Origin of the sequence: Pseudothauera lacus (assembly GCF_003034845.1) — a bacterium.
GTDB lineage: Bacteria > Pseudomonadota > Gammaproteobacteria > Burkholderiales > Rhodocyclaceae > Pseudothauera > Pseudothauera lacus.
In genome coordinates, this window is the sequence record NZ_PZKC01000012.1 from 19,025 (window position 1) to 43,513 (window position 24,489).

Genomic DNA, 24,489 nt, shown 5'->3' on the forward strand with positions numbered 1-24,489 from the left:
CGTCTTCTCATGATGCTGCACAGGGGGCGCAGCACTGCCGCATCGGCGAAAACTGGTGTAAGGGGCATGCCTGGCCTGCACAAGCGTGCAGGCCCTCTTGAAATGCAAGCGATATTCGCATTGGTCATATGATTCACTACAGACGTGAAGTCGACGGGCTTCGAGCATTGGCCGTTGTTCCCGTCATTCTCTTTCATGCCGGATCAGATCTCCTGCCTGGCGGCTTCATCGGTGTCGATGTTTTCTTCGTCATCAGTGGCTATCTGATCACATCCATCATCCTTTCTGAAATGGATGCGGGAACCTTTCGTCTCTCGCAGTTCTGGGAGCGTCGGGCTCGGCGCATATTGCCCGCGCTTTTCCTCGTCGTTTCGGCCTCCATCCCGGCAGCGTTCTTGTTGCTCGATCAATTCGAGTTGCATGCTTTTTCGAAGAGCGTGCTCGCAGCCACCATGTTCTATTCAAATTTCCACTTCTGGAAAGATGGAGGCTATTTCGAAACCGCGGCTGAGCTGAAGCCACTTCTCCACACCTGGAGTCTGGCTGTTGAGGAGCAGTACTACATTTTTTTCCCGCTGCTCATCCTGATGACCTGGCGTTTCGGAAAAAGGGGGATGGTAGCGCTGCTGAGCATGCTTGCGCTTGGCAGTTTCGGATTATGTCTTTGGGCGTCCCAGAACGCTCCGGACGCGGCCTTCTTCCTGCTACCCATGCGCCTGTGGGAACTGGCGGTTGGGGCCTTCATCGCGTTCTACGGATTCAGGAACAATTGGAAGAGTGATCTCGGCCTTGCTGGTGAAACGTTGAGTCTTACCGGGCTGCTGCTGATTGTCACCGCTTTCCTGACATACTCCAGCGCCACCCCCTTCCCCAGTTACTACGCACTTCTGCCAACCCTTGGGGCGGCACTGCTCATACTGTTTTCCACTCCCGCTAACTGGGTGGGCCGGCTCCTCGGCAGCCGCGTGATGGTGGGCATAGGTCTGGTCAGCTACAGTGCCTACTTGTGGCATCAGCCTGTCTTTGCCTTCCTGCGCCATGTTTATGAAGAATTGAGTCCGCTCACCATGCTCGTGGGCGTTGGCTCTGTTTTTTGTCTCTCCTTCCTGTCCTGGAAGTTCGTAGAGCTTCCCTTCAGGAATCGGGTGAGCATTCCAAGGGCCCGCTTCTTCAAGGTGATCGGCGCGCTGGGTGTGATGATCATTCTGCTCGGGGGGCTGGGGAGCCAGCTGTTCTCTTCCAAAGCCAGATCCGGGGCCGAGACAGCCTTGGCCCAGGCGCTGGTGGGCAGAGACGCCGTTTATGCCTCGAACATGGATGAACGGTTGTTTGTCAAAAGCCGTATTGCCTTCGAAACCATGCATCCGGATACCCTGATCATCGGTTCCTCAAGAATCATGCAGGTGGGGGCCAATGTTCTGGGGGGCAAGCCCCTGAACCTCGCAGTCAGCGGAGCTTCACTGGAAGACGGGATTGCCCTGCTGGGGATGGCTTTTGAAAGGTTCCAGCCAGAAACGGTGCTCATCGGCGGGGACCCCTGGCTTTTCAATGGTAACTCCAGACAGAAGCGTTGGCGGAGCATCGCCAATGAATACAACGCTGCCCAAATGGCCCTGAAGGAAGGACGGATGCCTCCAGCCATCAACTTCGAGCAGCGGCGTGAATCGGCTGCGGGATTCTATGATTTCTATCGCGCGGTAAATCTGAGTTACAACACGTTCCCTGCGCATGATTTTCATGAAACGCGCGCCAAGATCAGGGCTGATGGCTCCAGGGTGTATGGACTGACCTATGTAAGCCGAACGCACGACCAGGGAATACGGAACATAGACAGGGCATTGGATTACTCAATGAAATCCTACGTTTTCGACGCTGCCCGCCAAGACGATTTCGAACGCCTGGTGTCGCACTACAAGGGCAGGGCGAACGTAGTGATCGTCCTGTCTCCCTACCATCCGGCAGTTTATGCACGGATGGAGAAGGAGCGCCGGGTGTTTCTGGAGGTCGAGGAGTCCTTTGTGGCTATGGGCAAGCGACTGGGTGTCAAGGTCGCCGGCTCATACAATCCGGCTGCTGTCGGTTGTGAGGCCACAGATTTCTATGACGGAATGCATCCCAAGGAGTCCTGCATGGCAAAGGTGTTGAATTCCTTTGTTGCGAGAGCACTTCACACACCACGGCCGTGAGCAAAACCTCACTGCCTTTTATCGCCCTCCAACTTCAGATTCTATCGATGCGATACCAATTCCGACTCAGAGGAGTTCACTGACCCCTGCATCCATCTGTTGAACACATGATCGAAAAGCAGATATGCATCATTATCATTATATCCGCACACCATCTGGCTGTAATGATAACTTCCGCTTCCCGTCAGGGATTCCCTCTCCACCACCTTAATGCTGACTGTTCTCAATCGATCAATGGAGTCAATGTTATTATCTGCAAGGTGCCTGACTATCGCCACCCTGTGATGACCATCTATATAATTAAAGACCTCGCCATGAACAGGATGAACAAGTTTAAAGCCCCTTATGGGCCCACCCCTGCCATCCTTGAAACCCTCCGTGAGCACCGACCGATACAGTGCCAAGAACTTTTCTGCATAGCGCCGCGCCCGGGCGCGCGCACAGGCTTCAGTCTCCTCACGTCTGGCCTTTCTCTCGATAGCACCCCAGGGCATCACCCACCACTTTGGCATTACACTAAGGCCGTCTGGCAGGCTATAGAACTCGGTTTCTTCAGGCGCCCTGCCTCGGTTGTTTACTATCCTTAAATAATAACTTGTGCTTTCAATATCAAAATCCTCGCCGCGCGAGTCGTACTCTCTCAGAAAATCAACATGCACCTGCTCGCCGGGAAGCGCAAAGCCTTTGCTTACCATCCTGTTCAGCGGAAAATTCTTGGAGCGAGTAAGTTGAATATACTTTTTAATGCTCTTGAACATAAAAACAACTCCACGCCCTCATGATTAAATCAAAAAGCAAAATCCACGTATCAGCCCTCTCACAGAGCACTCGCGAGCGAGCTCATGACCCACCGGAAGGCAGATCGCTCAACCCGTCTATGGCGCCTACATTCCCTAGGAGATGATTCAAACCCATGCAAAGGGAGGAAACAAGATAAGACGTTCTTGCTGATTCGCTGTAATGCACATCCGAGGAACACAACCCCGAAAAGGTTGTATCGCACACCCTTGAGAAGTACTTCTCCACGTCAGAAGCACCAAGCCCCCCCAACCCCGCAAGGAACGAGCGAAGACCTTCCATTGATTCGTATCGGTGAAACGAAGGAGAATCAACAACCTGCATCGGGCCAGCCCCGAAAGCAATACAGGGTTTACCACGAACAAATGACTCACCGATAACGGTTCCAGTAATCGAGGCAACAGCAACACTCCCATCAATCACATCATAGGGATCTGCCGTTAGAGGAGATAGAATCACACGATCAAGGGAAGCAATCAGTTCGTAAAACCCTTCGCTTCGGTACTTCTTGCTGAAGTTGTACGTATATGTAGACGGATGCTCCTTGACCACCAGGTATGTATCTGGCGGTAAAGACTGCTGCAGCGCAGCAATAGCCGCCAATTGCACCCCAAATCCGTACCCCTCAGGGATACTTGTACGCTCCGGCTGATAATGCAGAAACAATGCAACATACTTCAAGTCTTCAAATTTTCCGTTCAGTCGCGCGTAAGCGGAATAAGCCTTGATTTTCTCAAGCGCCCGCCCCGGGCTTTTCATAAAGACCTTCAACTCCTTGTTGAAAGAAAGAACCCTCCAGTTGTTACTTTTTAGCCGACTGATCTCGTACAAGGGCATCGCCTGCTCGAGCCCCCCTTTCTTCCTCTGAACATACTCTTCAAAGAACGCCCTGTCCTGGCCCGTAATTGCGGCGGACCGTGGCCGAACAATGGTTGGCTCTCTTTTTAGTCCTCTGAGAATAAACTGCCTCCACGGAAAGAAACTCGCCTGAAAGTACACGACTGGGATGCCGATAGACTCAGCAATTCTTGCCAGCACCCAGTTTTCAATATTGTGCGGCGTAGACGTGAAAACAATCAGATCCGGGCTCTCTTTCTCCAGCCAGCTCTGAAATGAACAACACATCATGAGAATTTCGTTAAACTTGAAGACCTCGCTACCGTACCTCAAAGTCCTTCCAAATATCATGGAAGTCTGATGATCGTCGACAATATCCAGCCATATCTTTATAAAGTCGTTCTTCAGCCGGCCGGTTAAAGAAACGTCTTTATGATCAGGATAAACACTGATCGAAAGCCCCTGCTCCCTTAACGCCGAAACCCCTTTGTCACGGTGCCTGATTAGCATCAGGCATGGATGATCATGAATAAGAGAACGCAACCTCTCTGCGGGCATATAACCCGGGTGCAGCATGACTTTCACCTATTTATCCGCCCATATACTTAAGACAACCAATCACTAACGCCATTCAATGACAAAGGCGTTCCCGCAACAAGGTCGCACGACGCCCTCTTGCCCAGTATTTCAGGCAAGAACCTTGGCGCCAAGCCGTATCCAGGCCTGATGCTGCGAACATTGTCCATGGAAAAGACATCTCCAGCCTTAATATCCTTGACGGCATAGAGCGAGCGTCTGAACTTGACGTTATCTTTTTCGCTTTCCTTTCTTTGATAACCAACAACCCCCAAAGCAGCATGCGCAGTACGGCAGCCTTGACACAGGCAACGAAGCTCTTCCGGCTCAATAGAAAAGCTGTCGTCGGGCCCGCCACCTTTTCTGTCAAGAGTAAAGTGTTTTTCAATGATGGCCGCGCCCAGTGCAACGCTGGCAATGGCGGTGGTGTTATCGATTGTATGATCCGAAAGTCCAGTCACGAGCCCAAAGCGTTCGATCATGTCGGGAATAGTACGCAGATTGTAGTCTTCCGCCGGGGCGGGGTAGCCGCTCACGCAGTGGAGGATGGCAAGTTCCTGGCAGCCGCCGCTGCGCGCTGCGTCGATGGCTTCCTGGATTTCCTCTGCATCTGCCATGCCGGTGGAGATGATCATCGGTTTGCCGGTGCTGGCGACGTACCTGATCAGCGGCAGGTCCACCGCCTCGAAGGAGGCGATCTTGTAGGCCGGGGCGTCGAGGTCTTCAAGCAGATCGACCGCGGTGGTGTCGAACGGCGAGCTGAAGATGGTGATGCCGAGTTTGCGGGCGTGCTCGAACAGCGGCTTATGCCAGTCCCAGGGCATGTGCGCTTCCTGATAGAGCTGGTAGAGAGTCTTGCCGTCCCACAGGCCGCCGTGAATCTGGAACTGCTCGGAATCGCAATCGAGCGTGATGGTGTCGGCAGTGTAGGTCTGCAGCTTGACCGCATCGGCACCGGCCTTCTTCGCCTCCTCGATGATTGCCAGTGCTGTCGCGAGCTTGCCGTTATGGTTGGCCGAGAGCTCGGCGATGACGTAGGGCGGTGTGTCTGCGGCGATACGCCGGCCGGCGATGTGGATGCTCGGGGTGTTCGACATGTGCGTTTCTCTCAATCGTTCAATTGCCATTCACAGGCAAATAGGCCGAAACACACCACGTCGTGGTAGTGCCGGCCGTCGAAATGCTGCTGGCGCAGGAGGCCTTCCTGCTTGAAGCCGAGGGACCGATGGAATCGGATCGAGCCTTCATTGAAGGCGAGTGCCTGCCCGCAGAGTTTATGCAGTCCGGCGTCGACAAAGGCATAGCGTAGCACGGCCTGCCCGAGGAGGCTTCCCATGCCCTTTGGCGCGTCCGGGGCAGCATAAAACCCCCAGTCGGCGATGCCGCCTTGCGCGATCCGGTGAATGTTGACGAAGCCGAGCGGAGTTGTACCGAGCTCGAACACCAGTAGATGGCGGTCGGGGTCGGTGGAGGTCCGCTCGAACCAACGGATGTGCTCCTCCAGCGTGATCTCATGCTGGGTGTACATGTAGCGGCGGATTCCGGGGTGATTGCGCCAAGTCAGTACCCGTTCGAGATCACCGGAATCCATCGGGCGTAAGCGAGCGTGCGAGGGCAGCGTCACGTCAGGCCTCCATGAGCCGCACAAGGGTTTCTGCGCCACAACCGTCGACGATGCTCATCGCCGACCGGCTCATGGCTAAAAGGGTTTTCGGCTGTGTGACCAGCGGTGCGATCAATGCGGCAAGTTGGTTCGCGACCTCCTGGACCTCGCGGATCACCAGTGCGGCGCCGCTCTGCGCGAGGCCCCGTGCAACCTGAACCTGATTGTCGGCCAAGGTCAGCATGATTGCCGGCAGACCGAGGCAGCAGCGTTCCCATGCGGTCGCTCCGGCGGCGCCGATCGCCAGATCGCTGTCGGCCATCAGCCGCGCCATGTCGCTGACGCCAACCAGCACCCGGGTTGGCCAAGGCATGTCTTGTGCCTGTTTGCGGACCTCGTCCAGCCAGGGCGCCGTTGCGCCCATGACTACGGTGATCCGGCAGTCCGCGGGCAGGGGGCAGGTGCGCAGTGCCTGCAGCACCTGACCGCTTGCATTGTCCTTGTCTACGCCGCCCATGGAGATGAGCAACTCGCGCAAGACAGGTTGCGCGCGGCGTTGCAGGCTGTAGGGGCGCAGGGCGGCGAACTCGGGACGCAACAGGGCGTACTGCGAGCCGCACAGCAGGCGGCAGGCATCCGGAACCAGGGGGCGGTAGTCCGCCGCATCACGGCCGAAGGTCTGGTCCAGCAGGACTTGGCATGCATGGGGCCGGTCCGCCAGGTCGTCTATCACCATCAGCTTGCGGTAGCGCGGCGGAAGGGCGAGCTCCCAGCAGGCGTCCAGTGCGTAGTGATCGACGATCAGCCAATCCGGGTGCAGCGCCTCCAGGATGGGTGCGCAGGCCTCGGCATCCTGGCTCTGCGTTGCGCCCAGCCAGTGGCTGTGCGCCGGGCCGGGCGCGTCCGTATCGACCGGAGACAGAACCGGCAGGCGGTGGGTGGCAAAGCCTTTGCCGCCGATGAAGTCGATCAGGTTGCCGGGGTGGTCACGGCAGATGAAGTGACATTCCGCGCCGTGCCCGGCCAGGGTGTCGGCCAGCGTGAGGCAGCGCATCACGTGGCCGGTGCCGATCTGCAGGGAAGCATCGGTGCGGAAGACGACTCGGAAGACGGGTGGCATCAGATCGAGCGCTCGTTCCGCACAAGGAAGGAAGCTTTCGCCATCTGAAGATCCTCCTTGTCATCGATGTCCATGGCAGAAACCCACGATAGCTCATGAAAAACATGCCCTGGGGCATAGAAACTTCCCGCGGCGAGCAGACTATCCCGGCGGGCTAACCACAACGCGCCGCTAGGGCAATACAAGGGCGGTAAATCCTGAGAGCGCGCACTCAAGGCTTCGGGAAACATCGCGACGGGTTGTCCGTCGGGCCCCACTTTGGCCGCCCACCATGGATTCATCCATCCGAACCGGAAACAGCTGATCTGAGCTGAAGCGCTGGACTGGTCGAAGGCGTCTATCGCCGCCCGTACGTCGTCTGCGGTGCGCATCGGACAGTTCGCCATGAACTGCGCTACGGTAGCGTAGCGCTTCCCCCAGTGCTGCTCCGCCTGAGAAAGCGCCACGATGGTGGCTTGGCTGGAGGTAGCGTGATCATCGGCCGCCTGGTCGCGCAGAAATGGTGCCGATGCACCATAGCGTACGGCCAGTTCCGCAATTTCGGGGGCGTCTGTGGAAACCAGCACCTCTTGAAAAGCGCCCGACTCCAACGCGGCCTCGACTGACCAGGCCAACATGGGTTTTCCAAAGAAGTCGATGACATTCTTGCGCGGAAGCCGCTTGGAGCCGCCGCGTGCGAGGATGATTGCGATCCGTTGATTCACCACACGCTCCAACCGCCGTCCACTGCAAGTGTTTGGCCTGTCATGCCGCTACAGTTATCGCTCAGCAGCCATGCCACCGGCCCTGCAATCTCGTCCTCGCGGAGCATTCTGCCCTTTGGACAAAGTTTTCCGTAGCGTGCTTTAAATGCTTCATCCACCCGCCCCTCGACGCCCCCATAGGCAACGCAATTCACGTCGATTCCACGACCGGCCAAACGAACCGCAAGTTCTTTTGTGAGATGTGTTAGTGCGGCTTTCGCCACGCCGTAATGGATTGGCGACTGGCGCACGGGATCAGTATAAAGCGATGGATTGGCGGCAACCAGACCATATATGGAGCCGATATTGACGATCCGTCGCAATGCGCTGCCCTGAGCTTCGACCAATTCCATTGTCAGCTCGTACGGGACGATGACATCCATCAGGAACTCGCCCGCGAAATCGGATCGCGAGACCCGGCCATTCTCCTTCAATGCCAGGTACTCGACGCTGCGGGCATTATTCACCAGGCAGTCAGGTGCCAACCTTAACTCCCGCAATGCTGCGGCTAACTCCTCAGCCTGATTCGCGCGCGTAAGGTCGGTCTGAACGACGTGAAAACGATCTCTCTCGATGCCGCTGTACTCACTCTGCAGGCTGACTCGGGACTGATCACTACGGCAAGTCGTGACAACCGTGTCGCCCGCGGCTAAAAAATGAGCCACCAGCACTCTGCCGAACTTGCCGCTTCCACCTGTTATCAGAATTGTCCTGCTCAATTGCTTTCTCTCCCGGCCTCAATTAGGTCGACGACTTCAAGTGTGAAAGATTCTTCGATAACCGGTCGCCTTTCCCGGACTGACTGAATGAATGCCTCAAGGGCCGACTTGAATGCAGAGAATGTGTCACGGAATGAGAGGTCTTTCCAGCCGGACGTGCCTATGACGCGAATGGACAGCGGTGCGGCGATGTCCCCCGCTGCATGAACATGCAGTTGAACGCCACTCTCGTAGACTACGGATAGAGTTTGGGTGCCATTGTTAGCCCAAGCGTTGCTTGTCAGGATGGCTCCTCTGTCTGGGATCAAGTTCAACGCCGGCTCGATCACATGAACCGAATACTTGTCCCAGCTCTTCGGGGTCATGGCGTGAATCGCGCGGATCGTGCCAAGATGCAGATGGTCATCGTGCGACAGCATGAACTCATTGGCGTATCGCAATGCCGAGCAGGAGAACAATTGACCAGCATAGTGCTGTGCAGCGTACATGGTTTCGGCGTCGCGCCGCGAAAGGGCAAGGGGCTTGTCGACGTATATTGGAACCCCAGCTTCGAGGAATGGTAACGCGTAATGGAGGTGATTCTCACCGTCGTCACGCGCGAGAAGTACACCATCCACTGCGCCGATCATGTCGGTAGGGTCCTCCGACACGTTCGGTATCAGAGCCGCTTTCGCAATATGGTTGGCGATATGAGCGTCCTGGGCCCAGACATGGCTCACCTCAACTAGTGGAATCCGATCTTCCGGGAAACGCTGTTTCTCAAGGTATCTCGGAATGACGGGGAATCCGCACCGCTCCATCTCAAGATGATCGTAGCCGTTGCAGATCGCCGACCAGGAGTAGGGGTGCCCATTTCCCGGTGAAAGTCCAATAACGCCCAGGCGAATTGTCTTCATCTGAGTTTCCATTCGGCAGGGTTTGCGGAGGTGGGTCATCGCAGGGAGGGGGCGGACGCTTCAATACCGCGCGGCTGTCCGAAACTCTCAACGCATTGAGCAAGCTGATCGGCGCTTCGGAACGCCGCCGATGGCCTTCATTACCTTGTTGGGAAGGCGTGTGGAGCCCATCCGGGCCTGGACGATGGCGACGATCTTCATGAGCGGTTCCAGAGTGCGGGGTTCAGCAGGGCGGTGTCGTCAGTATGAAGGCTGGCTGGCAGTGGCGGCATCTCGCCATCCGCGGCGGCCAGAATCTCCGCGAGATGCTCGGCGCTGTCGACGCCGACCACCACCTTGTCGATGCCGGGTGCGTTCAGTGCATACCTTACGCAGGCCTGCAGCGGAGACAGGCCGGTGTCCTGCAGCCAGCGCTCCCAGCCCGCCCACAGGGTGTTCCAGCGGGAGAAATACGCAGGGCGAGCCGGGCGGGGCATGAGCAGCAAACCCTGCAGGAAGATCGAACGGACATGAAGCTCGCAGCCCGCATCCTGCAATCTCGCAGCCCACCCGGAGCGGGCCATGCGCGTATCGAGAACGTTGAACGGCGCCTGGACGATGTCGAACTTCATGGACGGCGGCATCTGCTCGAGTTCCGCGGGGTAGTAAACCGAGATGCCGATCTTGCCGACTCTTCCAGCTTCGCGTTCTGCGAGCAGCGCGTGGTAGAGCGCCTGCCCATCTCGACCGAGAAGTTGAGCGGGGCGGTGCAGCAGGAGTCCGTGGACGGAGTCTGTCCGCAGTCGTTGGAGAGAGCCGTCGAGCTGTGCCGCAACCCAGTCCGCCACGGTGTCGCCGGAAACGGGCATCTCCGGCAACTTGGTAATGATCTGCCAGCCGGAGACGTCCAGTTCTCCCAGAGACGCCTCACTGTTGCCGTAGGCAATGGCCGTGTCGATGGTGTGAATGCCCGCGGATCGGGCCTGGGCGATGATGGCCCTGCCTTCGTCCTGTGTGATCTGCCCACGGGCATTGGAGATGCCGTAGGGCAACCCGAACTGCGCCGTGCCCAGGGCAATCCTGAGGCCGATACCGCTTGAAGACGCGCTACTCATAGCTGCGGTCCGTTCAGCGTATGGGAGCAAGCGCGGATGCCAGAGCGGCCACGACGGCATCTTGCTGTGCATGAGTCATGGTCTGGTACATCGGCAGGCTGATCGCCTCGGCGTAGTAACGCTCCGCCTCGGCGTAGTCCCCGGCCTTGAAGCCCATCCGCTGGTAGTAGGGCTGTGTGTGCACCGGGATGTAGTGCAGGTTCACTCCGATGCCCTGCTCGCGTAGCGACTCGAAGACCTGGCGGTGGGGTCTGCCGATCTGGTCGAGCTGCAGACGGACGACGTAAAGGTGCAGGCCGGAGTAGCTGTCCGGATGCTGCCAGGGCCGGGTGACCGGCAGGTCCGCAAGCAAAGCGTCGTAGCGCTTGGCGAGCTGGTGGCGGCGGGCGACGTAGTCGTCGAGGCGCGCCATCTGGCTCACGCCGAGCGCGGCCTGCAACTCGGTCATGCGGTAGTTGAAGCCGAGCTCGATCTGCTGGTAGTACCAGGGACCATCGGCCTCGTGGGTCATCTGCGCCGGGTCGCGGGTGATGCCGTGGCTGCGCAGCAGGGCCATCTTGTGGGCCAGTCCGGCGTCCTGGGTCAGCGCCATGCCGCCTTCGGCGGTGGTGATGATCTTGACCGGGTGGAAGCTGAACACGGTGATGTCGCTGTAGCGGCAGTTGCCGATGGGTTCGCCCTGATACCGGCCGCCGATGGCATGCGAAGCGTCTTCGATGATGCGGAAACCGTACTCCCTGGAAAGCCGGTGGATGGCTGCCATGTCGCAGGGCTGTCCGCACAGGTGTACCGGGACGACCACCTTGGGCAGGCGGCCGGCAGGCTTGGCCTCGATGAGCTTGTGCTCCAGGGCGCGGGGGCACAGGTTGTAGGTGCGCGGATCGATGTCCACGAAATCGACCTGTGCGCCACAGTACAGCGCGCAGTTGGCCGATGCGACGAAGGTGATCGGGCTGGTCCATAGCCAGTCGCCCGGGCCCAGGCCGAGCGCCTGGCAGGCGATGTGCAGGGCGGAGGTGGCGCTGTTGACGGCGACCGCGTGTCCCCCACCGCAGTAGTCCGCGATGGCTTGCTCGAAACGCGGGACCATCGGACCCTGGGTGAGGAAATCGGAGCGCAATACGGCGACGACGGCTTCGACGTCTTCCTCGGTGATCTCCTGGCGACCGTAGGGGATCATGGTCAGATCTTCCCGATCTTGCCCTGGTTGTCGGCGACCCAGCGGCGCAGTTCGTCCGGCGACATCCACTCCGGGTTGTTGTCGCTGGTGTAGCTGAAACCTTCCGGGACCTTCTTGCCGTCCTTGATCCGGTTCGCACAGTTTGCCCAGTTGTTGATGGCGGGCAGGATCTTGTAGTGCTCCGGGTACTCGTAGGTGTAGAAGGAGTCTTCCTCGCCGATCATCTGCTCATGCAGCTTCTCGCCCGGCCGGATGCCGACGAACTCCAGGGCTGCTTCCGGGGCGATGGTGCGCGCGAGGTCGGTGACCTTCATCGACGGGATCTTCTTCACGTAAATCTCGCCGCCCTCCATGTCGTCGAAGGCGTGCCAGACGAGCTCGACGCCCTGCTCCAGGGAGATCATGAAGCGGGTCATGCGTTCATCGGTGATCGGCAACACGCCCTTGTCCTTGATGGACAGGAAGAAGGGAATGACCGAGCCGCGCGAGCCCATCACATTGCCGTAGCGAACCACGGCAAACCGCGTGTCGTGGCCGCCGGCGTAGGAGTTGCCCGCGACGAACAGCTTGTCCGACGCGAGCTTGGTGGCGCCGTACAGGTTAACCGGGCTTGAGGCCTTGTCCGTGGACAGCGCGACCACGCGCTTGACGCCCTTGTCGATGCAGGCGTCGATCAGGTTCATGGCGCCGTTGATGTTGGTCTTGATGCACTCGAAGGGGTTGTACTCGGCGGTCGGCACGATCTTGGTCGCTGCGGCATGGACCACGTAGTCGACGCCATCCAGCGCGCGGTAGAGGCGGTCCTTGTCACGTACGTCGCCGATGAAGAAGCGGACACGGGGGTCTCCCTGGAAAATCTTGGCCATTTCCCACTGCTTCATTTCATCACGGGAGAAGATGATGATCTTTTTGAGGTTGTATCTGGCGAGGGTCATCGGTACAAACGTGTGACCAAATGAGCCAGTGCCACCAGTGACCAGGATAGATGTGTTATTGAGCATGATTGATCAGGAAAGCAGGAAGGTCTTTATCGCTTGAGCAGCGCGCTTGTGGGCACATCGATCTCTTTCGCCAAAGACCCAGGAAAAATACTCCTGGCGTCGCGAAGCGTAAACTGGCGCATCGAGAATCGCCCGTTCAATCGATTGAGCGAAATTCATCGGCCCGTCCACGAATTGCCGGCGTCCGCACTCGAACAGCGTAAGCAGCTGGGCAATGTCATCTGGATGCATCTCTTCTCGCAGAGCCATCGTTCTCATTGCCTCCGCACCAAATATGGGAGTTTCAATAAAAAGTTGCGGAACATCATAGAACAAGGACTCCTCAGCCGGTGAGTTAGCATCCGATATCAGTAGGTCGGCAACCGACTGCAGGGACGAAAGAGCCTGAGCCGTGAGATCGACCAAGGTATTGGGGCGTGATGCGGCAAGCTGGGTTACCCGGCGGAAGCTGGCGCGGTCGATGCGGCGGGACGTCAATGACTGACTGGGGTGGGGACGCAGAACCAGATTGAATGAGGCTGGCGTGGTTCTGACGAGTTGCTCGGCCACCAAGTCCCACGAGCCTATGCTTCTGCGGCTGGAGGTATAGACGACAGTTTTCAGCGAAGGGTCAAGATTGAGCGCGCCCAATGTTCGCTCTCGGTGCTCGGCAGTTGCGACGGGAAACTCACAAAAGGGAAGAAAACCAGTCCTGACAGTATTTACTTGAATTTCCGACGCGAAGCGCTGGATCATCTGCTGCATGCGCGGGCCCGTGACGCAGAGCAGGTCGAAATGCGCGTTGGCGAGGAGGGCGTGCTTGCTGAGCAGCATGTAGGTGCCATGAAAGACAGTGCATTTCTTGGCGCTGAAGTTTTTCAGGAAGCTGCGGTAAGGGGAGCCGGTAACAATCACGTCTGCATTCTTGAGCAGGCGGGCGCCTTGGCTGAAGGGTCCCAACCAGCGCACAAAGCGTGCCGAATCCAAGGCTGGGTAAAGGTGGCGAGTGGCTTTCAGGGTCGAACTGCGTGTGGTCACGAAGGTCCCCGGCAATTGCGAGGCGACCTGCGCCAGGTGCGGCACGGCCTGAAACATCCTGGAGAAGTAGACGACCTTGCTCATGGGATTGATCAGCTTTCGAGGGTTTTCACGACCAGCACATCCTCCATCACGAGATACTGCAGATCCGACCCGAAGAACATGTTGAGCGCGTCGGTGGGCGAGCAGATCATGGGTTCGCCGCGCCGATTGAGCGAGGTGTTGAGTACCACGCCGTTGCCGGTGAGCTTCTCCAGTTCCTTCATCAGGTCGTAGTAGCGCGGGTTGAACTCGCGCTTGAGGACCTGGGCGCGCGAGGTGCCGTCTTCGTGCACCACTTCCGGCACGCGCTCCTTCCAGCCCTCGGCGACTTCGAAGGTGAAGGTCATGAAGGGCGCGGGGTGGTCGGTGCCGAGCATCTGCGGGCCGACGGTATCGAGCATGCTGGGGCAGAACGGGCGCCAGCGCTCACGGAACTTGATCTGCTCGTTGATGCGGTCGGCCACCCCGGGGGCGCTGGGGCAGCCGAGGATGGAGCGCCCACCGAGCGCGCGCGGGCCGAATTCCATGCGTCCCTGGAACCAGGCCACCGGGTTGCCGTCGGCCAGCACCTTGGCGATGTGCGCCGGCACATCATCAATCTTCTGCCACTTGGGCTGCGCCGGATGGCGGGCGCAGGCGGCAATGACGTCTTCGTTGCTGTACGAGGGGCCGAGATAGACGTGCTCCATCTTCTCCACCGGCACGCCGCGCTGCACCGAGACGTAGGCAGCGGCGCCCACCGCGGTACCCGAATCGCCGGAAGCCGGCTGCACGAAGAGCTCCTTGACCTCGGGGCGGGCGATGATCTTCTGGTTGAGCTTGACGTTGAGCGCACCGCCGCCGGCGAAGGCCAGCTTGCCGGTCTCGCGCAGGATGTCGCCCAGGTAGTAGTCCATCATCTGCAGGGCGAGATCCTCGAACAGCTTCTGCATGCTCGCCGCGTAGTGGATGTAGGGCTCGTCGGCGATGTCACCGTGGCGCATCGGGCCCAGCCAGTCGATCAGCTTGGGCGAGAAGTAGTAGCCCTTGCCGTTTTCCTTGTAACGCCGCAGGCCGATGACGTTGGCGAGATCGGTGTCGACCACCAGTTCGCCATTTTCAAACTTGGCCAGGCGGGAAAAATCGTACTTGTCCGGGTCGCCGTAGGGCGCCATGCCCATGACCTTGTACTCACCGTCGAGCATCTCGAAGCCGAGGTACTCGGTGATCGCACCGTACAGGCCGCCGAGCGAATCCGGGTCGTAGAACTCCTTGATCTTGTGGATGCGGCCGTTCTCGCCGTAGCCGAAGAAGGTGGTGGCGTACTCGCCCTTGCCGTCGATGCCCAGGATGGCGGTCTTTTCCGTGAAGCCGGAGCAGTGGTAGGCGCTGGAGGCATGGGTAAGGTGGTGCTCGACCGGCACGATCTCGGTCTTGGCCAAATCGAAGCCCAGCTGCTGCAGGCACCATTCGATGCGCTTCTTGTAGCGATGGAAGCGCCGGTTGCCCATCAGGATGGCGTCCAGCCCGCGATCGGGCGCGTACCAGTAGCGCTTGGCGTAGTGCCAGCGCGCCTTGTCGAAGATGCTGATCGGCGCGAAGGGGATGGCGACCGCGCTGACGTCCTTGGGCTTGATGCCGGCGAAATCCAGGCAGAAGCGCGCGGATTCGTAGGGCATGCGGTGCTTGGCGTGCTTGTCGCGCACGAAGCGCTCTTCTTCCGCCGCGGCAACGAGCTTGCCGTCGATGTAGAGGGCGGCAGAGGGGTCGTGGGTCAGGGCGCCGGACAGGCCGAGGATGGTCAGGGACAAGGGATAACCTTTGCAGACGTTAGGTTAGGCACGGGCACGCCTAGTGGCGCAGGCGCCGCATTATACCTCTCGTACTCTGGTACCTGCCTGCCGCGGCCTGACGGTGCACCGAAGCCGAACCCGCAGAAAGTCAAACTACCCGACTCGCCCCCAGCCTGCTCGCCTTGACCTCCTGCAACAGAAGAGTACAGAGCCGTGGCGTGGATGCAGGCCGTAGACCGAAATCCGGGGCTGGCGGCGGGCGGTGGCACACAATATCTACGGCGACGTGCGGGGTGCTGACAGCCGCCTAGCGCTCATGCATCACAACGCCTCCACGTCCCGATACACCTCATCCAGCGCAATCTCCGCCTCCAGGCAGTCGAGGCGGAAGCTGCCCTGCGTGCAGGTTTCGTGCCGCACGCTCTGGCCGAAGCGGTAGATCTCCACGCAGCGCTGTTCCGGGTCGACCAGCAGATATTCGCGCAGCGAGGGGATGGTCTGGTAGGCGAAGAGTTTTTCGCGCCGGTCGATGCGCTCGGTGGTGGGTGACAGTACTTCCACAAGCAGGCAGGGGCGGCTGCGGTAGTAGGGGTCGCCGTCCTGCGGATCGCAGGCGAGCAGCAGGTCAGGGTAGTAGAAGTAGGTCTGGTCGGCATGGTCGACGCGCAGCTTCATGTCGGACATGAAGAGCTGGCAGGCTTTGCGGCGGGCGTGTGGGCCAATTGCAAGGCTAAGGCCTGTGACGATCAGGCCATGCCTGGCGCTTGCACCGCCCATGGCGACGACTTCGCCGTCGAGGTACTCGTGCTTGACGTCGGTGAGGTTCTCGCCGTCCAGGTAGTCGCGGATGCTGATCGGAGCGGGGCGGGTCAGGGCGCTGTTCATTGAGGCCTCCGTGCGGGCTGCGGGGTTGCTGCTTATGTTAGATCAAACATGCTCATCCGAAGCGAATCTGCTGCCTGTCGAGTATCAGGCGGCGTATGCGGGTAGTGTTGAAGGCGATCGTGCTGGCGAGGTTTGCTGGCAACCCAACCCATCCCCCTCCTGTCCTCCCCCTTGAAGGGGGAGGGACGCTGGGAATTGGGGTCAGCTCAGTCTCCCCCTACCCTCGGGACATGCTCAGTGCGCCTCATCCCAGTTCGCCCCCGCCCCCACCTCCACCAGCAGCGGCACCTTGAGTGCGGCCACGCCGCCCATCAGCGCGGGCAGTTCCCGGCGGATGAGCTCGAGTTCGGCGTCCGGCACTTCCAGCACCAATTCGTCGTGCACCTGCAGGATCAGGCGCGATTGCAGCCGTTTCGCCTTCAGCCAGGCGCTGGTGGCGATCATCGCCTTCTTGATCAGGTCGGCGGCGGTGCCTTGCATCGGGGCGTTGATCGCCGCGCGCTCGGCGGCCTGGCGGCGGCCGGCCTGGCTGGCACGGATCTCGGGCAGGTAGAGGCGGCGGCCGAAGACGGTCTCGACGTAGCCGCGCTCGCGCGCTTCGACGCGGGTGCGCTCCATGTAGGCGGCCACGCCGGGATAACGGGCAAAGTAGCGGTCGATCCAGCCCTGGGCGGCGGCGCGTTCGATGCCGAGGTTCTTCGCCAGACCGTGCGCACTCATGCCGTAGATGAGGCCGAAGTTGATCACCTTGGCGTAGCGGCGCTGCTCGCTGCTGACTTCTGCCGGCGTGGTGCCGAAGACCTCGGCGGCGGTGGCGCGGTGCACGTCCTCGCCGTGAGCGAAGGCCTCCAGCAGACGGGCGTCGTCCGACAGATGGGCCATGATGCGCAGCTCTATCTGCGAGTAGTCGGCGGAGACGATGTGGTGGCCACGCGGGGCGATGAAGGCCGCGCGGATGCGCCGGCCTTCGGCGGTGCGGATGGGGATGTTCTGCAGGTTGGGCTCGGAGCTGGCGAGCCGGCCGGTGACCGCGGTGGCCTGCGAGAAGCTGGTGTGCACGCGGCCCGTCTTCGGGTTCACCATGCGCGGCAGCTTGTCGGCGTAGGTGCTCTTCAACTTGGCCAGGCCGCGGTGTTCAAGCAGCAGCTTGGGCAGCGGGTAGTCTTCGGCGAGCTTCTCGAGCACCTCCTCGTCGGTGGAGGGCTGGCCGGTGGCGGTCTTCTTGACCACTGGCAGGCCGAGCTTGCCGAAGAGGATTTCGCCCAGCTGCTTGGGCGAGCCCAGGTTGAAGGGCTGGCCGGCGAGTTCGTGCGCTTCGCGCTCCAGGTCGTGCAGGCGGCGGCCGAGTTCCTCGCCATGGCCGGCGAGCAGGAAGGGGTCGATCAGCACGCCGTTGCATTCCATCTCCAGCAGCACGGCGAGGGTGGGCAGTTCGATGTCGCGATAGAGCGCGGCCAGGCGCGGCTCGCGCTCGACCTGCGGCCACAGCTTGCGGTGCAGGCGCAGGGTGACGTCGGCGTCCTCGGCGGCGTATTCGGTGGCGCGCTCCACCGCCACTTCATCGAAGCCGATCTGCTTGGCGCCCTTGCCGCACACCTCGGTGTAGGGGATGGTGGTCAGGCCCAGGTGGCGCCTGGCGAGTGAATCCATGTCGTGCGACTTGTCGGACTCCAGTACGTAGGACTGCAGCAGGGTGTCGTGGGCGATGCCGCGCAAGGCGATGCCGTGGTTGGCCAGCACGTGGGCGTCGTACTTGAGGTTCTGGCCGACCTTGGGCCTGGCGTCGGACTCCAGCCAGGGCTTGAGCTTCGCCAGCACCTCTTCGAGCGGCAGCTGCTCGGGCGCCTCCGCGCCGCGGTGGGCGAGCGGCAGGTAGGCGGCTTCGCCCGGCACGGTGGAGAAGGACATGCCGACCAGGCGTGCGGCCAGCGGGTCGAGGCTGGTGGTTTCGGTGTCGAAGGCGGTGAGCCCGGCGGCGTCGATCTTCGCCAGCCAGGCATCGAAGGTGGGCCAGTCGAGGATGCAGACGTAGTCGCCGCGGTGGGCGCCGGGTTCGCCCGGCGGATCGCCGGTCTCGACCTCATTCTGCTGTCCGGCGCCAGACGATGCCGTGCCGGCGCCATCCAGATCCCTGATCCAGGAGCGGAACTCGAAACGCTCGTACAACGCGCGCAACGCCGCCTTGTCGTCCTCGCGCGCAGGCAGGTCTTCCAGTTGCACCGGCAGTTCGACGTCGGTGGCCACGGTGACCAGCCTGCGTCCCAGCGGCAGGAAGTCGAGATGCCGGCGCAGGTTCTCGCCGACCTTGCCGCCCACTTTGTCGGCGTTGGCGACCAGTTCGTCCAGGGTGCCGTACTCGGTGAGCCACTTCACCGCGGTCTTGGGGCCGCACTTCTCCACCCCGGGCACGTTGTCCACGGTGTCGCCGACCAGCGCCAGGTAATCCACGATGCGCTCGGGCGGCACGCCGAACTTGGCGGTCACGCCGGCCTCGTCGAGCACTTCCTCGCTCATGGTGTTCACCCAGCGCACGCCGGGGCGCACCAGTTGGGTGAGGTCCTTGTCGCCGGTGGAGATCACCACCTGCCAGCCGCGTTCCGCGGCCTGGCGGGTGAGCGTGCCGATGACGTCGTCGGCTTCCACCCCTTCCACCGACAGCAGCGGCCAGCCTTCGGCCTGTACCGCCTGGTGCAGCGGCTCGATCTGCGCGCGCAGGTCGTCCGGCATCGGCGGGCGGTGGGACTTGTATTCCGGATACCAGTCGTCGCGGAAGGTCTTGCCCTTGGCGTCGAAGACGCAGGCACGGTATTCGGCGGCGTACTCGGCTTCGAGCCGGCGCAGCATGGAGAGCACGCCGCGGATCGCCCCGGTGGGTTCGCCGGCGCTGTTGCGCAGGTCCGGCAGGGCGTGGAAGGCGCGATACAGGTAACTGGAACCGTCGACAAGCAGCAGCGTGGGCATGGCGGACTTTCGGTGAGCTTTACAAGGGCGCATAGTACCTCGCCCCTCCCCCTTCAAGGAGGCAGCTGGGAGGGGGAGGGTCATTATCGGCGCCATTGAAACCCATCCCCACCCCAACCCGGTAGTCTCCCGCTCCGCTCCGCCGCTCCGGCGGCGCAGAGCGGTGCTCTGCGAAACCCCGCCTTCGCCCCCTTGAAGGGGAGGGAGCCCAGATTGCCACGACAGCGCAAAATCATCATCGGGACGTGCCTCTGGGTTATCGTTGACCCCTTTTCCCGAACCAGCAGCGACCCGTTTACATGAGCGTAAAAGACAAACTGCCGCGCGGCATCACCAGCGCCGCGCCGCGCTTCAATGCGCGTGAATCCTGGCGCATCTTCGGCATCATGGCGGAGTTCGTCGAGGCCACCGAACGCCTCAACGCCATCCGCCCGGCGGTGTCCATCTTCGGCAGCGCGCGCACCGCGCCCGATCACAAGTACTACATGCTCACCGAGCAGATCGCCCGCCAGCTCTCCGACGCCGGCTTCTCGGTGATTTCCGGCGGCGGCCCGGGGATCATGGAAGCGGCCAACAAGGGCGCCTACTTCGGCAAGAGCCCGTCGATCGGCCTCAACATCCAGCTGCCGCACGAACAGGCCGCCAATCCCTATCAGGACATCTCGCAGACCTTCCAGCACTTCTTCGCGCGCAAGTTCATGTTCGTCAAGTTCGCCAGCGCCTATGTGGTGATGCCGGGCGGTTTCGGCACGCTGGACGAACTGCTCGAAGCGATGACCCTGATCCAGACCAACAAGAGCCGCAGGATTCCGGTAATCCTCGTCCATCGGCCGTTCTGGCAGGGGCTGCTGGACTGGTTCCGCGAGCGCCTGGTGAGCGAGGGCATGATCAACCCCGAGGATCTCGATCTGGTACAGGTCATCGACAAGCCGGAAGAAGTGGTGGAGGCGATCTTCAAGCACTACGAGAGCCGGGGCTTCCTGCCGCTGCCAGAAGAGCACGAGCTGATGCTGAACCTGTAGTGGAGGGAATCCCGGGTTCCGCCCCAGCGCATCCGGGCTACAATCGCATTACCCCCGCGGAGAATCCATCATGCATCGCAAACTGCTCATTCTCGCCCTCGCCTGCGCCCTGCCGGCCTTCGCCCAGCAACGCAGCGACCTGCAACCACTGCCGGAACCGCCCCCGCCGCCGGGGATGACCGACGACGCCTTCGAACCGCAGGTGACCATCGTCCGCCGCGGCGAGGACACCGTCGAGGAGTACCGCATCCGCGGCCGCCTCTACATGGTCAAGGTGACACCGCCGCACGGCACGCCCTACTACCTGGTCGACCCGCAGGGCGACGGCAATTTCGTCCGCCATCATGACGCCGCGCCGACGCTGTCGGTGCCGATGTGGGTGATCCGCAGCTGGTGAGCTGACGCGCGCCAAAGCTGGCACGACCACGCCCTCCCCTCCAAGGGGGCGGCGGCGATGGGTAGACTCGTGGCGCCGAACACCCATCCCCATCCTGTCCTTCCCCTTGAAGGGGAAGGAACCTGCTAATCAGCGCCGCGCCTGAACGACCCATGTCCGTCTTCACTCCCGTCACCCCCGAAGCCCTCTCGCTCTGGCTGCAGCGCTATGCGGTGGGCCGGCTTGCCCATCTGCAGGGTATCTCGGCGGGGGTGCAGAACAGCAACTTCTTCGTCACCACCACGCTGGGGCGCTACGTCCTCACCCTGTTCGAATCCATCCCGCGCGCCGAGCTGCCCTTCTACCTGCACCTGATGGCGCATCTGGCGCGCTGCGGACTGCCGGTGCCGGCCCCCATCGCCGACCGCGACAACGAGTACCTCGGCACCCTCGCCGACAAGCCCGCGGTGCTCGTCGCCCGCCTCAGCGGCGCCTCCGACCTCAGCCCGGACAGTGCGCGCTGCGCGCGCGTCGGCGCCATGCTCGCCGGACTGCACCTGGCCGGACTGTCCTACCGCCGCCATCAGGACAACCCCCGCGGTGCCGCATGGCGTAGCGCCACCGCAGCGCAGCTGCGCCCCTACCTGACGGCCGCGGAACAGACCCTGCTCGACGAGGAGCTCGCCTTCCAGGCCGGCGTGGCCGTGGACGCGCTGCCGCGCGGGGTGATCCACGCCGACCTCTTCCGTGACAACGTGCTGTGGGACGGCGAACACATCGGCGGGGTGATCGACTTCTACTTTGCCGGCGTCGATGCACTGCTCTTCGACGTCGCGGTCACCGTCAACGACTGGTGCTCCAACGCCGACGGCAGCCTCGACGCCGTGCGCTGCGCCGCCCTCCTCGACGCCTACCACGCCGAGCGCCCGTTCACCAGCGCCGAGTCCGTCGCCTGGCCGGCAATGCTGCGCGCCGCCGCGCTGCGCTTCTGGCTGTCGCGTGCAGCGGACTTTCATCTGCCGCGTGAGGGCGAAATGGTACTGGTCAAGAACCCCGACGAGTATCGCGACATCCTGCGTCTGCGTCGCAGTGCCGTGCCCGCACTGCCGGCGCCTTCCACCGTGTAGACTCCACTCCCATGCAAGCACGACAACTCCCCCTCTACCGCGGCTGGGCCTGGCTCAAGGAAGGCCTGCTGCTGTGGCGCGCCAATCCCGCGCTGATGACCTACATGGCCTTCGGCTTCCTGCTCACCCTGGTGGTGGTGAGCATCTTCCCGCTCATCGGTCAGCCCGTCGCCTCGCTGCTGATGCCCATCCTCTCTCTGGGCGTGCTCAATGGCTGCCGGGCCATCGACGAAGGCCGCAAGGTCGGCCCCGACATCCTCTTCTCCGGTTTCCGTGGCGGCATCGCCCCGCTGGTGACCATTGGCGGCATTTACCTCATCGCCAGCCTGCTCGCGCTGTCGGCCACCGTGCTCGCCGACGGCGGCACGCTGCTGAAGGTGATGACCGGCAGCCCGGTGGACGAAGCCGCCGTCAACAGCCCCGCCTTCACCCTCGCGCTGCTCATCGCCATCGCCCTGTCCACCCCGGTGGTGATGGCCTACTGGTACGCCCCCATGCTCGCCGGCTGGTGGCAGGTGCCACCGGTAAAGGCGCTGTTCTTCAGCTTCTATGCCTGCCTGCGCAACTGGCGCGCCTTCCTCGCCTACGCCATCGGTCTGGCGCTGTTCGGCGCGGTGCTCCCCGGCATGCTGATCGGCGTCATCAGCCTTGCGGTGCCGGCGCTCGGCACCCTGCTCACCCTGCTGGTACCGCTGGTGCTGCTGCCCACCGTGTTCGCCAGCTTCTACATCAACGCCCGCGACGTCTTCGGCCTGCCGGGCGCAAGCGCAGCCAGCCATCCGCTCATCGTCGATGACAACCACGCCGACTGAGCACAGCCCGCTCGGACTCCTCGGCGGCACCTTCGACCCCATCCACCTCGGCCACCTGCGCCTCGCCGAGGAAGCCCGCGAGGCGCTCGCTCTCGGCGCGGTGCGCCTCATACCCGCCGGCCAGCCGCCGCACCGCGAAGCCCCCAGCAGCAGCGCTGCAGACCGCCTGGCAATGGTCCGCCTGGCCACCGCCGGCAATCCCGCGCTGGAAGTCGACGACAGCGAGGTGCTGAGCAGCGCGCACAGCTACACCGTGCCGACCCTCGAGCGCCTGCGCCGCGAACTCGGCGCGCAACGCCCGCTGGTGCTCATCCTTGGTGCCGACGCCTTCGCCGGACTGCCTTCCTGGCACCGCTGGGAGGCCCTGTTCACGCTCGCCCATATCGCCGTCGCCAACCGCCCCGGCCACGCCCCCCACGGGCGACGCTGGCCAGGCGTGCTGTCGGCGGCACTGGAGGCGGCCACCCGCACCCGCCTGTGCCGCGAACCCGCGCGCCTCGCTGCGCAGCCCGCCGGGCTGGTGCTGCCTTTCGACATGACCCCGCTGGGAATTTCCGCCTCGCTGATCCGCGACCTGCTCGCCCAGGGCAGCAGCGCACGCTATTTGCTGCCCGATCCGGTTCTCGACTATATTGGGCTGCACCACCTCTACCGCCGGAACTGATGGACATTCAAGCACTGCAGCAACTCGTCGTCGACGCTCTCGAAGACATCAAGGCCAAGGACATCCAGGTCATCGACACCACCCGCCTGACCGCGCTCTTCGACCGCATCGTCATCGCCAGCGCCGACTCCGGCCGCCAGACCCGCGCCCTGGCGCGCAGCGTCCACGACAAGGCACGCGCCGCCAACGTGGAAGTGCTCAGCATCGAGGGCGAGGACAGCGGCGAGTGGGTGCTGGTGGACCTCGGCAGCGTGGTGGTACACATCATGCAGCCGGCCATCCGCGACTACTACCGCCTCGAAGAGCTGTGGACGCCGGGCAGCGCACCCCGCCCGCGCCCGGGCGGCGGCACCCACGCCTGACGGTGAAACTGCTGCTGGTCGCCGTCGGCCACCGCATGCCGGCGTGGGTGAACGCCGGCTACGAGGAGTTCGCCCGCCGCATGCCGCGTGAGCTGCCGCTGCAGTTGCACGAGGTCAAGGCCGAGGCGCGCACCACCGGCAAGACCGTTGACGCCATGATGGCCGCCGAAGCGACCCGCATCGAAGCCGCGCTGCCACCGCGCTGCCGCCGCGTGGTGCTCGACGAACGCGGTGCCGACCTGACCACGGCGGCGCTCGCGCGCCGTCTCGAAAACTGGCTCGGCGACGGGCGCGACGTCGCCTTCATCGTCGGCGGCCCCGACGGCCTCGACCCGGCGCTGAAGGCCGGCGCCGACGAGTCACTGCGCCTCACCAGCCTCACCCTCCCCCACGCCCTGGTGCGTCCGCTGCTGGCCGAAGCCCTCTACCGCGCCTGGAGCGTACTGAAGAACCACCCCTATCACCGCGAGTGAAGGCGGACGCGCTAGCCCGCATTTCTCACCCCGTCCCTACTGCGGGTGCCGATACGCTCGCCGTGGCACGCCGTACTCCCTCGCGCCGCCTCGACGTAGTGTCAGCTACGCCTTCGGCGCCGCTCGCTCCGTGCGGCGCACCACGACGGCGCCTCGGCCCCCTCGTGACGTGCCAGGGTGAGAAATGCGGGCTAGAATGCGGTGTTATTCCACCAACACATCG

The 24,489-nt window shown here is 62.0% G+C and carries 24 protein-coding genes; 8 read left to right on the plus strand and 16 right to left on the minus strand.

Annotated features, from left to right (window positions below; genetic code table 11):
• Positions 1-128: 128 nt before the first annotated feature.
• Positions 129-2,186: an acyltransferase family protein gene (locus tag C8261_RS13665; RefSeq protein WP_107494282.1), complete on the plus strand. Its 2,058-nt coding sequence runs from the start codon at positions 129-131 to the stop codon at positions 2,184-2,186.
• Positions 2,187-2,227: 41 nt separating this feature from the next.
• On the opposite strand, the gene C8261_RS17195 is transcribed toward C8261_RS13665, so the two are convergent.
• The 16 genes from C8261_RS17195 to polA form a co-directional block, all read right to left on the minus strand.
• Positions 2,228-2,944, minus strand: coding sequence for a hypothetical protein (locus C8261_RS17195; RefSeq protein ID WP_146161683.1), 717 nt, complete (start codon positions 2,942-2,944; stop codon positions 2,228-2,230).
• A gap of 82 nt (positions 2,945-3,026) precedes the next feature.
• On the minus strand, positions 3,027-4,406 hold the full coding sequence (locus tag C8261_RS17200; RefSeq protein WP_146161684.1) for a hypothetical protein: 1,380 nt from the start codon (positions 4,404-4,406) through the stop codon (positions 3,027-3,029).
• A gap of 20 nt (positions 4,407-4,426) precedes the next feature.
• On the minus strand, positions 4,427-5,494 hold the full coding sequence (gene pseI / locus C8261_RS13670; RefSeq protein ID WP_107494283.1) for a pseudaminic acid synthase: 1,068 nt from the start codon (positions 5,492-5,494) through the stop codon (positions 4,427-4,429).
• Between the two features lie 11 nt (positions 5,495-5,505).
• Entirely contained in the window at positions 5,506-6,021 is a 516-nt protein-coding gene (pseH, locus tag C8261_RS13675; RefSeq protein ID WP_219905209.1) for a UDP-4-amino-4,6-dideoxy-N-acetyl-beta-L-altrosamine N-acetyltransferase, read from the minus strand.
• A 1-nt stretch (position 6,022) separates the two neighbouring features.
• On the minus strand, positions 6,023-7,120 hold the full coding sequence (pseG, locus tag C8261_RS13680) for a UDP-2,4-diacetamido-2,4,6-trideoxy-beta-L-altropyranose hydrolase (protein WP_107494284.1): 1,098 nt from the start codon (positions 7,118-7,120) through the stop codon (positions 6,023-6,025).
• Positions 7,120-7,824 carry an acylneuraminate cytidylyltransferase family protein gene (locus C8261_RS13685; protein WP_219905210.1) on the minus strand — a complete coding sequence of 235 codons (705 nt, stop codon included), beginning with the start codon at positions 7,822-7,824 and terminating at the stop codon, positions 7,120-7,122. Before C8261_RS13685 ends, pseG begins: the two co-directional genes overlap by 1 nt.
• Positions 7,821-8,582, minus strand: coding sequence for an SDR family oxidoreductase (locus tag C8261_RS13690; protein ID WP_107494286.1), 762 nt, complete (start codon positions 8,580-8,582; stop codon positions 7,821-7,823). The genes C8261_RS13685 and C8261_RS13690 overlap by 4 nt, the downstream gene beginning before the upstream one ends.
• Complete coding sequence (locus C8261_RS13695; protein WP_181358949.1) at positions 8,579-9,478, minus strand: Gfo/Idh/MocA family oxidoreductase; 900 nt, start codon at positions 9,476-9,478, stop codon at positions 8,579-8,581. The genes C8261_RS13690 and C8261_RS13695 overlap by 4 nt, the downstream gene beginning before the upstream one ends.
• Before the next feature lie 87 nt (positions 9,479-9,565).
• Positions 9,566-9,679 carry a cytidylyltransferase domain-containing protein gene (locus C8261_RS17860; RefSeq protein ID WP_107494288.1) on the minus strand — a complete coding sequence of 38 codons (114 nt, stop codon included), beginning with the start codon at positions 9,677-9,679 and terminating at the stop codon, positions 9,566-9,568.
• Positions 9,676-10,572 (minus strand): aldo/keto reductase, encoded by an 897-nt coding sequence (locus C8261_RS13705; RefSeq protein WP_107494289.1) that lies wholly within the window; start codon positions 10,570-10,572, stop codon positions 9,676-9,678. The genes C8261_RS17860 and C8261_RS13705 overlap by 4 nt, the downstream gene beginning before the upstream one ends.
• Before the next feature lie 13 nt (positions 10,573-10,585).
• Positions 10,586-11,752, minus strand: coding sequence for a UDP-4-amino-4,6-dideoxy-N-acetyl-beta-L-altrosamine transaminase (pseC, locus tag C8261_RS13710; protein WP_107494290.1), 1,167 nt, complete (start codon positions 11,750-11,752; stop codon positions 10,586-10,588).
• 2 nt (positions 11,753-11,754) lie between these two features.
• Entirely contained in the window at positions 11,755-12,753 is a 999-nt protein-coding gene (pseB, locus tag C8261_RS13715) for a UDP-N-acetylglucosamine 4,6-dehydratase (inverting) (RefSeq protein WP_107494291.1), read from the minus strand.
• 6 nt (positions 12,754-12,759) lie between these two features.
• On the minus strand, positions 12,760-13,854 hold the full coding sequence (locus tag C8261_RS13720) for a hypothetical protein (RefSeq protein WP_107494292.1): 1,095 nt from the start codon (positions 13,852-13,854) through the stop codon (positions 12,760-12,762).
• A gap of 8 nt (positions 13,855-13,862) precedes the next feature.
• Positions 13,863-15,602, minus strand: coding sequence for a carbamoyltransferase family protein (locus C8261_RS13725; RefSeq protein WP_107494293.1), 1,740 nt, complete (start codon positions 15,600-15,602; stop codon positions 13,863-13,865).
• 303 nt (positions 15,603-15,905) lie between these two features.
• Positions 15,906-16,469 (minus strand): Uma2 family endonuclease, encoded by a 564-nt coding sequence (locus tag C8261_RS13730; RefSeq protein ID WP_107494294.1) that lies wholly within the window; start codon positions 16,467-16,469, stop codon positions 15,906-15,908.
• A 234-nt stretch (positions 16,470-16,703) separates the two neighbouring features.
• The gene (polA, locus tag C8261_RS13735) at positions 16,704-19,430 is read right to left on the minus strand and encodes a DNA polymerase I (protein ID WP_107494295.1); all 2,727 of its coding nucleotides are present in this window, start codon (positions 19,428-19,430) and stop codon (positions 16,704-16,706) included.
• A gap of 299 nt (positions 19,431-19,729) precedes the next feature.
• On the opposite strand from polA, the gene C8261_RS13740 reads away from it, so the two are divergent.
• From C8261_RS13740 to rlmH, 7 genes are all read left to right on the plus strand, one after another.
• The gene (locus tag C8261_RS13740; RefSeq protein WP_107494296.1) at positions 19,730-20,452 is read left to right on the plus strand and encodes an LOG family protein; all 723 of its coding nucleotides are present in this window, start codon (positions 19,730-19,732) and stop codon (positions 20,450-20,452) included.
• A gap of 70 nt (positions 20,453-20,522) precedes the next feature.
• Entirely contained in the window at positions 20,523-20,849 is a 327-nt protein-coding gene (locus C8261_RS13745; protein ID WP_107494297.1) for a DUF2782 domain-containing protein, read from the plus strand.
• Between the two features lie 152 nt (positions 20,850-21,001).
• On the plus strand, positions 21,002-21,955 hold the full coding sequence (locus C8261_RS13750) for a homoserine kinase (RefSeq protein ID WP_107494298.1): 954 nt from the start codon (positions 21,002-21,004) through the stop codon (positions 21,953-21,955).
• 11 nt (positions 21,956-21,966) lie between these two features.
• Positions 21,967-22,767 (plus strand): BPSS1780 family membrane protein, encoded by an 801-nt coding sequence (locus tag C8261_RS13755; protein WP_107494299.1) that lies wholly within the window; start codon positions 21,967-21,969, stop codon positions 22,765-22,767.
• Entirely contained in the window at positions 22,748-23,431 is a 684-nt protein-coding gene (nadD, locus tag C8261_RS13760; RefSeq protein ID WP_107494300.1) for a nicotinate-nucleotide adenylyltransferase, read from the plus strand. Before C8261_RS13755 ends, nadD begins: the two co-directional genes overlap by 20 nt.
• Positions 23,431-23,793: a ribosome silencing factor gene (rsfS, locus tag C8261_RS13765; protein ID WP_107494301.1), complete on the plus strand. Its 363-nt coding sequence runs from the start codon at positions 23,431-23,433 to the stop codon at positions 23,791-23,793. The genes nadD and rsfS overlap by 1 nt, the downstream gene beginning before the upstream one ends.
• 2 nt (positions 23,794-23,795) lie before the next feature.
• A complete protein-coding gene (rlmH, locus tag C8261_RS13770; RefSeq protein ID WP_107494302.1) occupies positions 23,796-24,266 on the plus strand; it encodes a 23S rRNA (pseudouridine(1915)-N(3))-methyltransferase RlmH in 471 nt (156 codons plus the stop codon).
• The last annotated feature ends 223 nt before the right edge of the window (positions 24,267-24,489 follow it).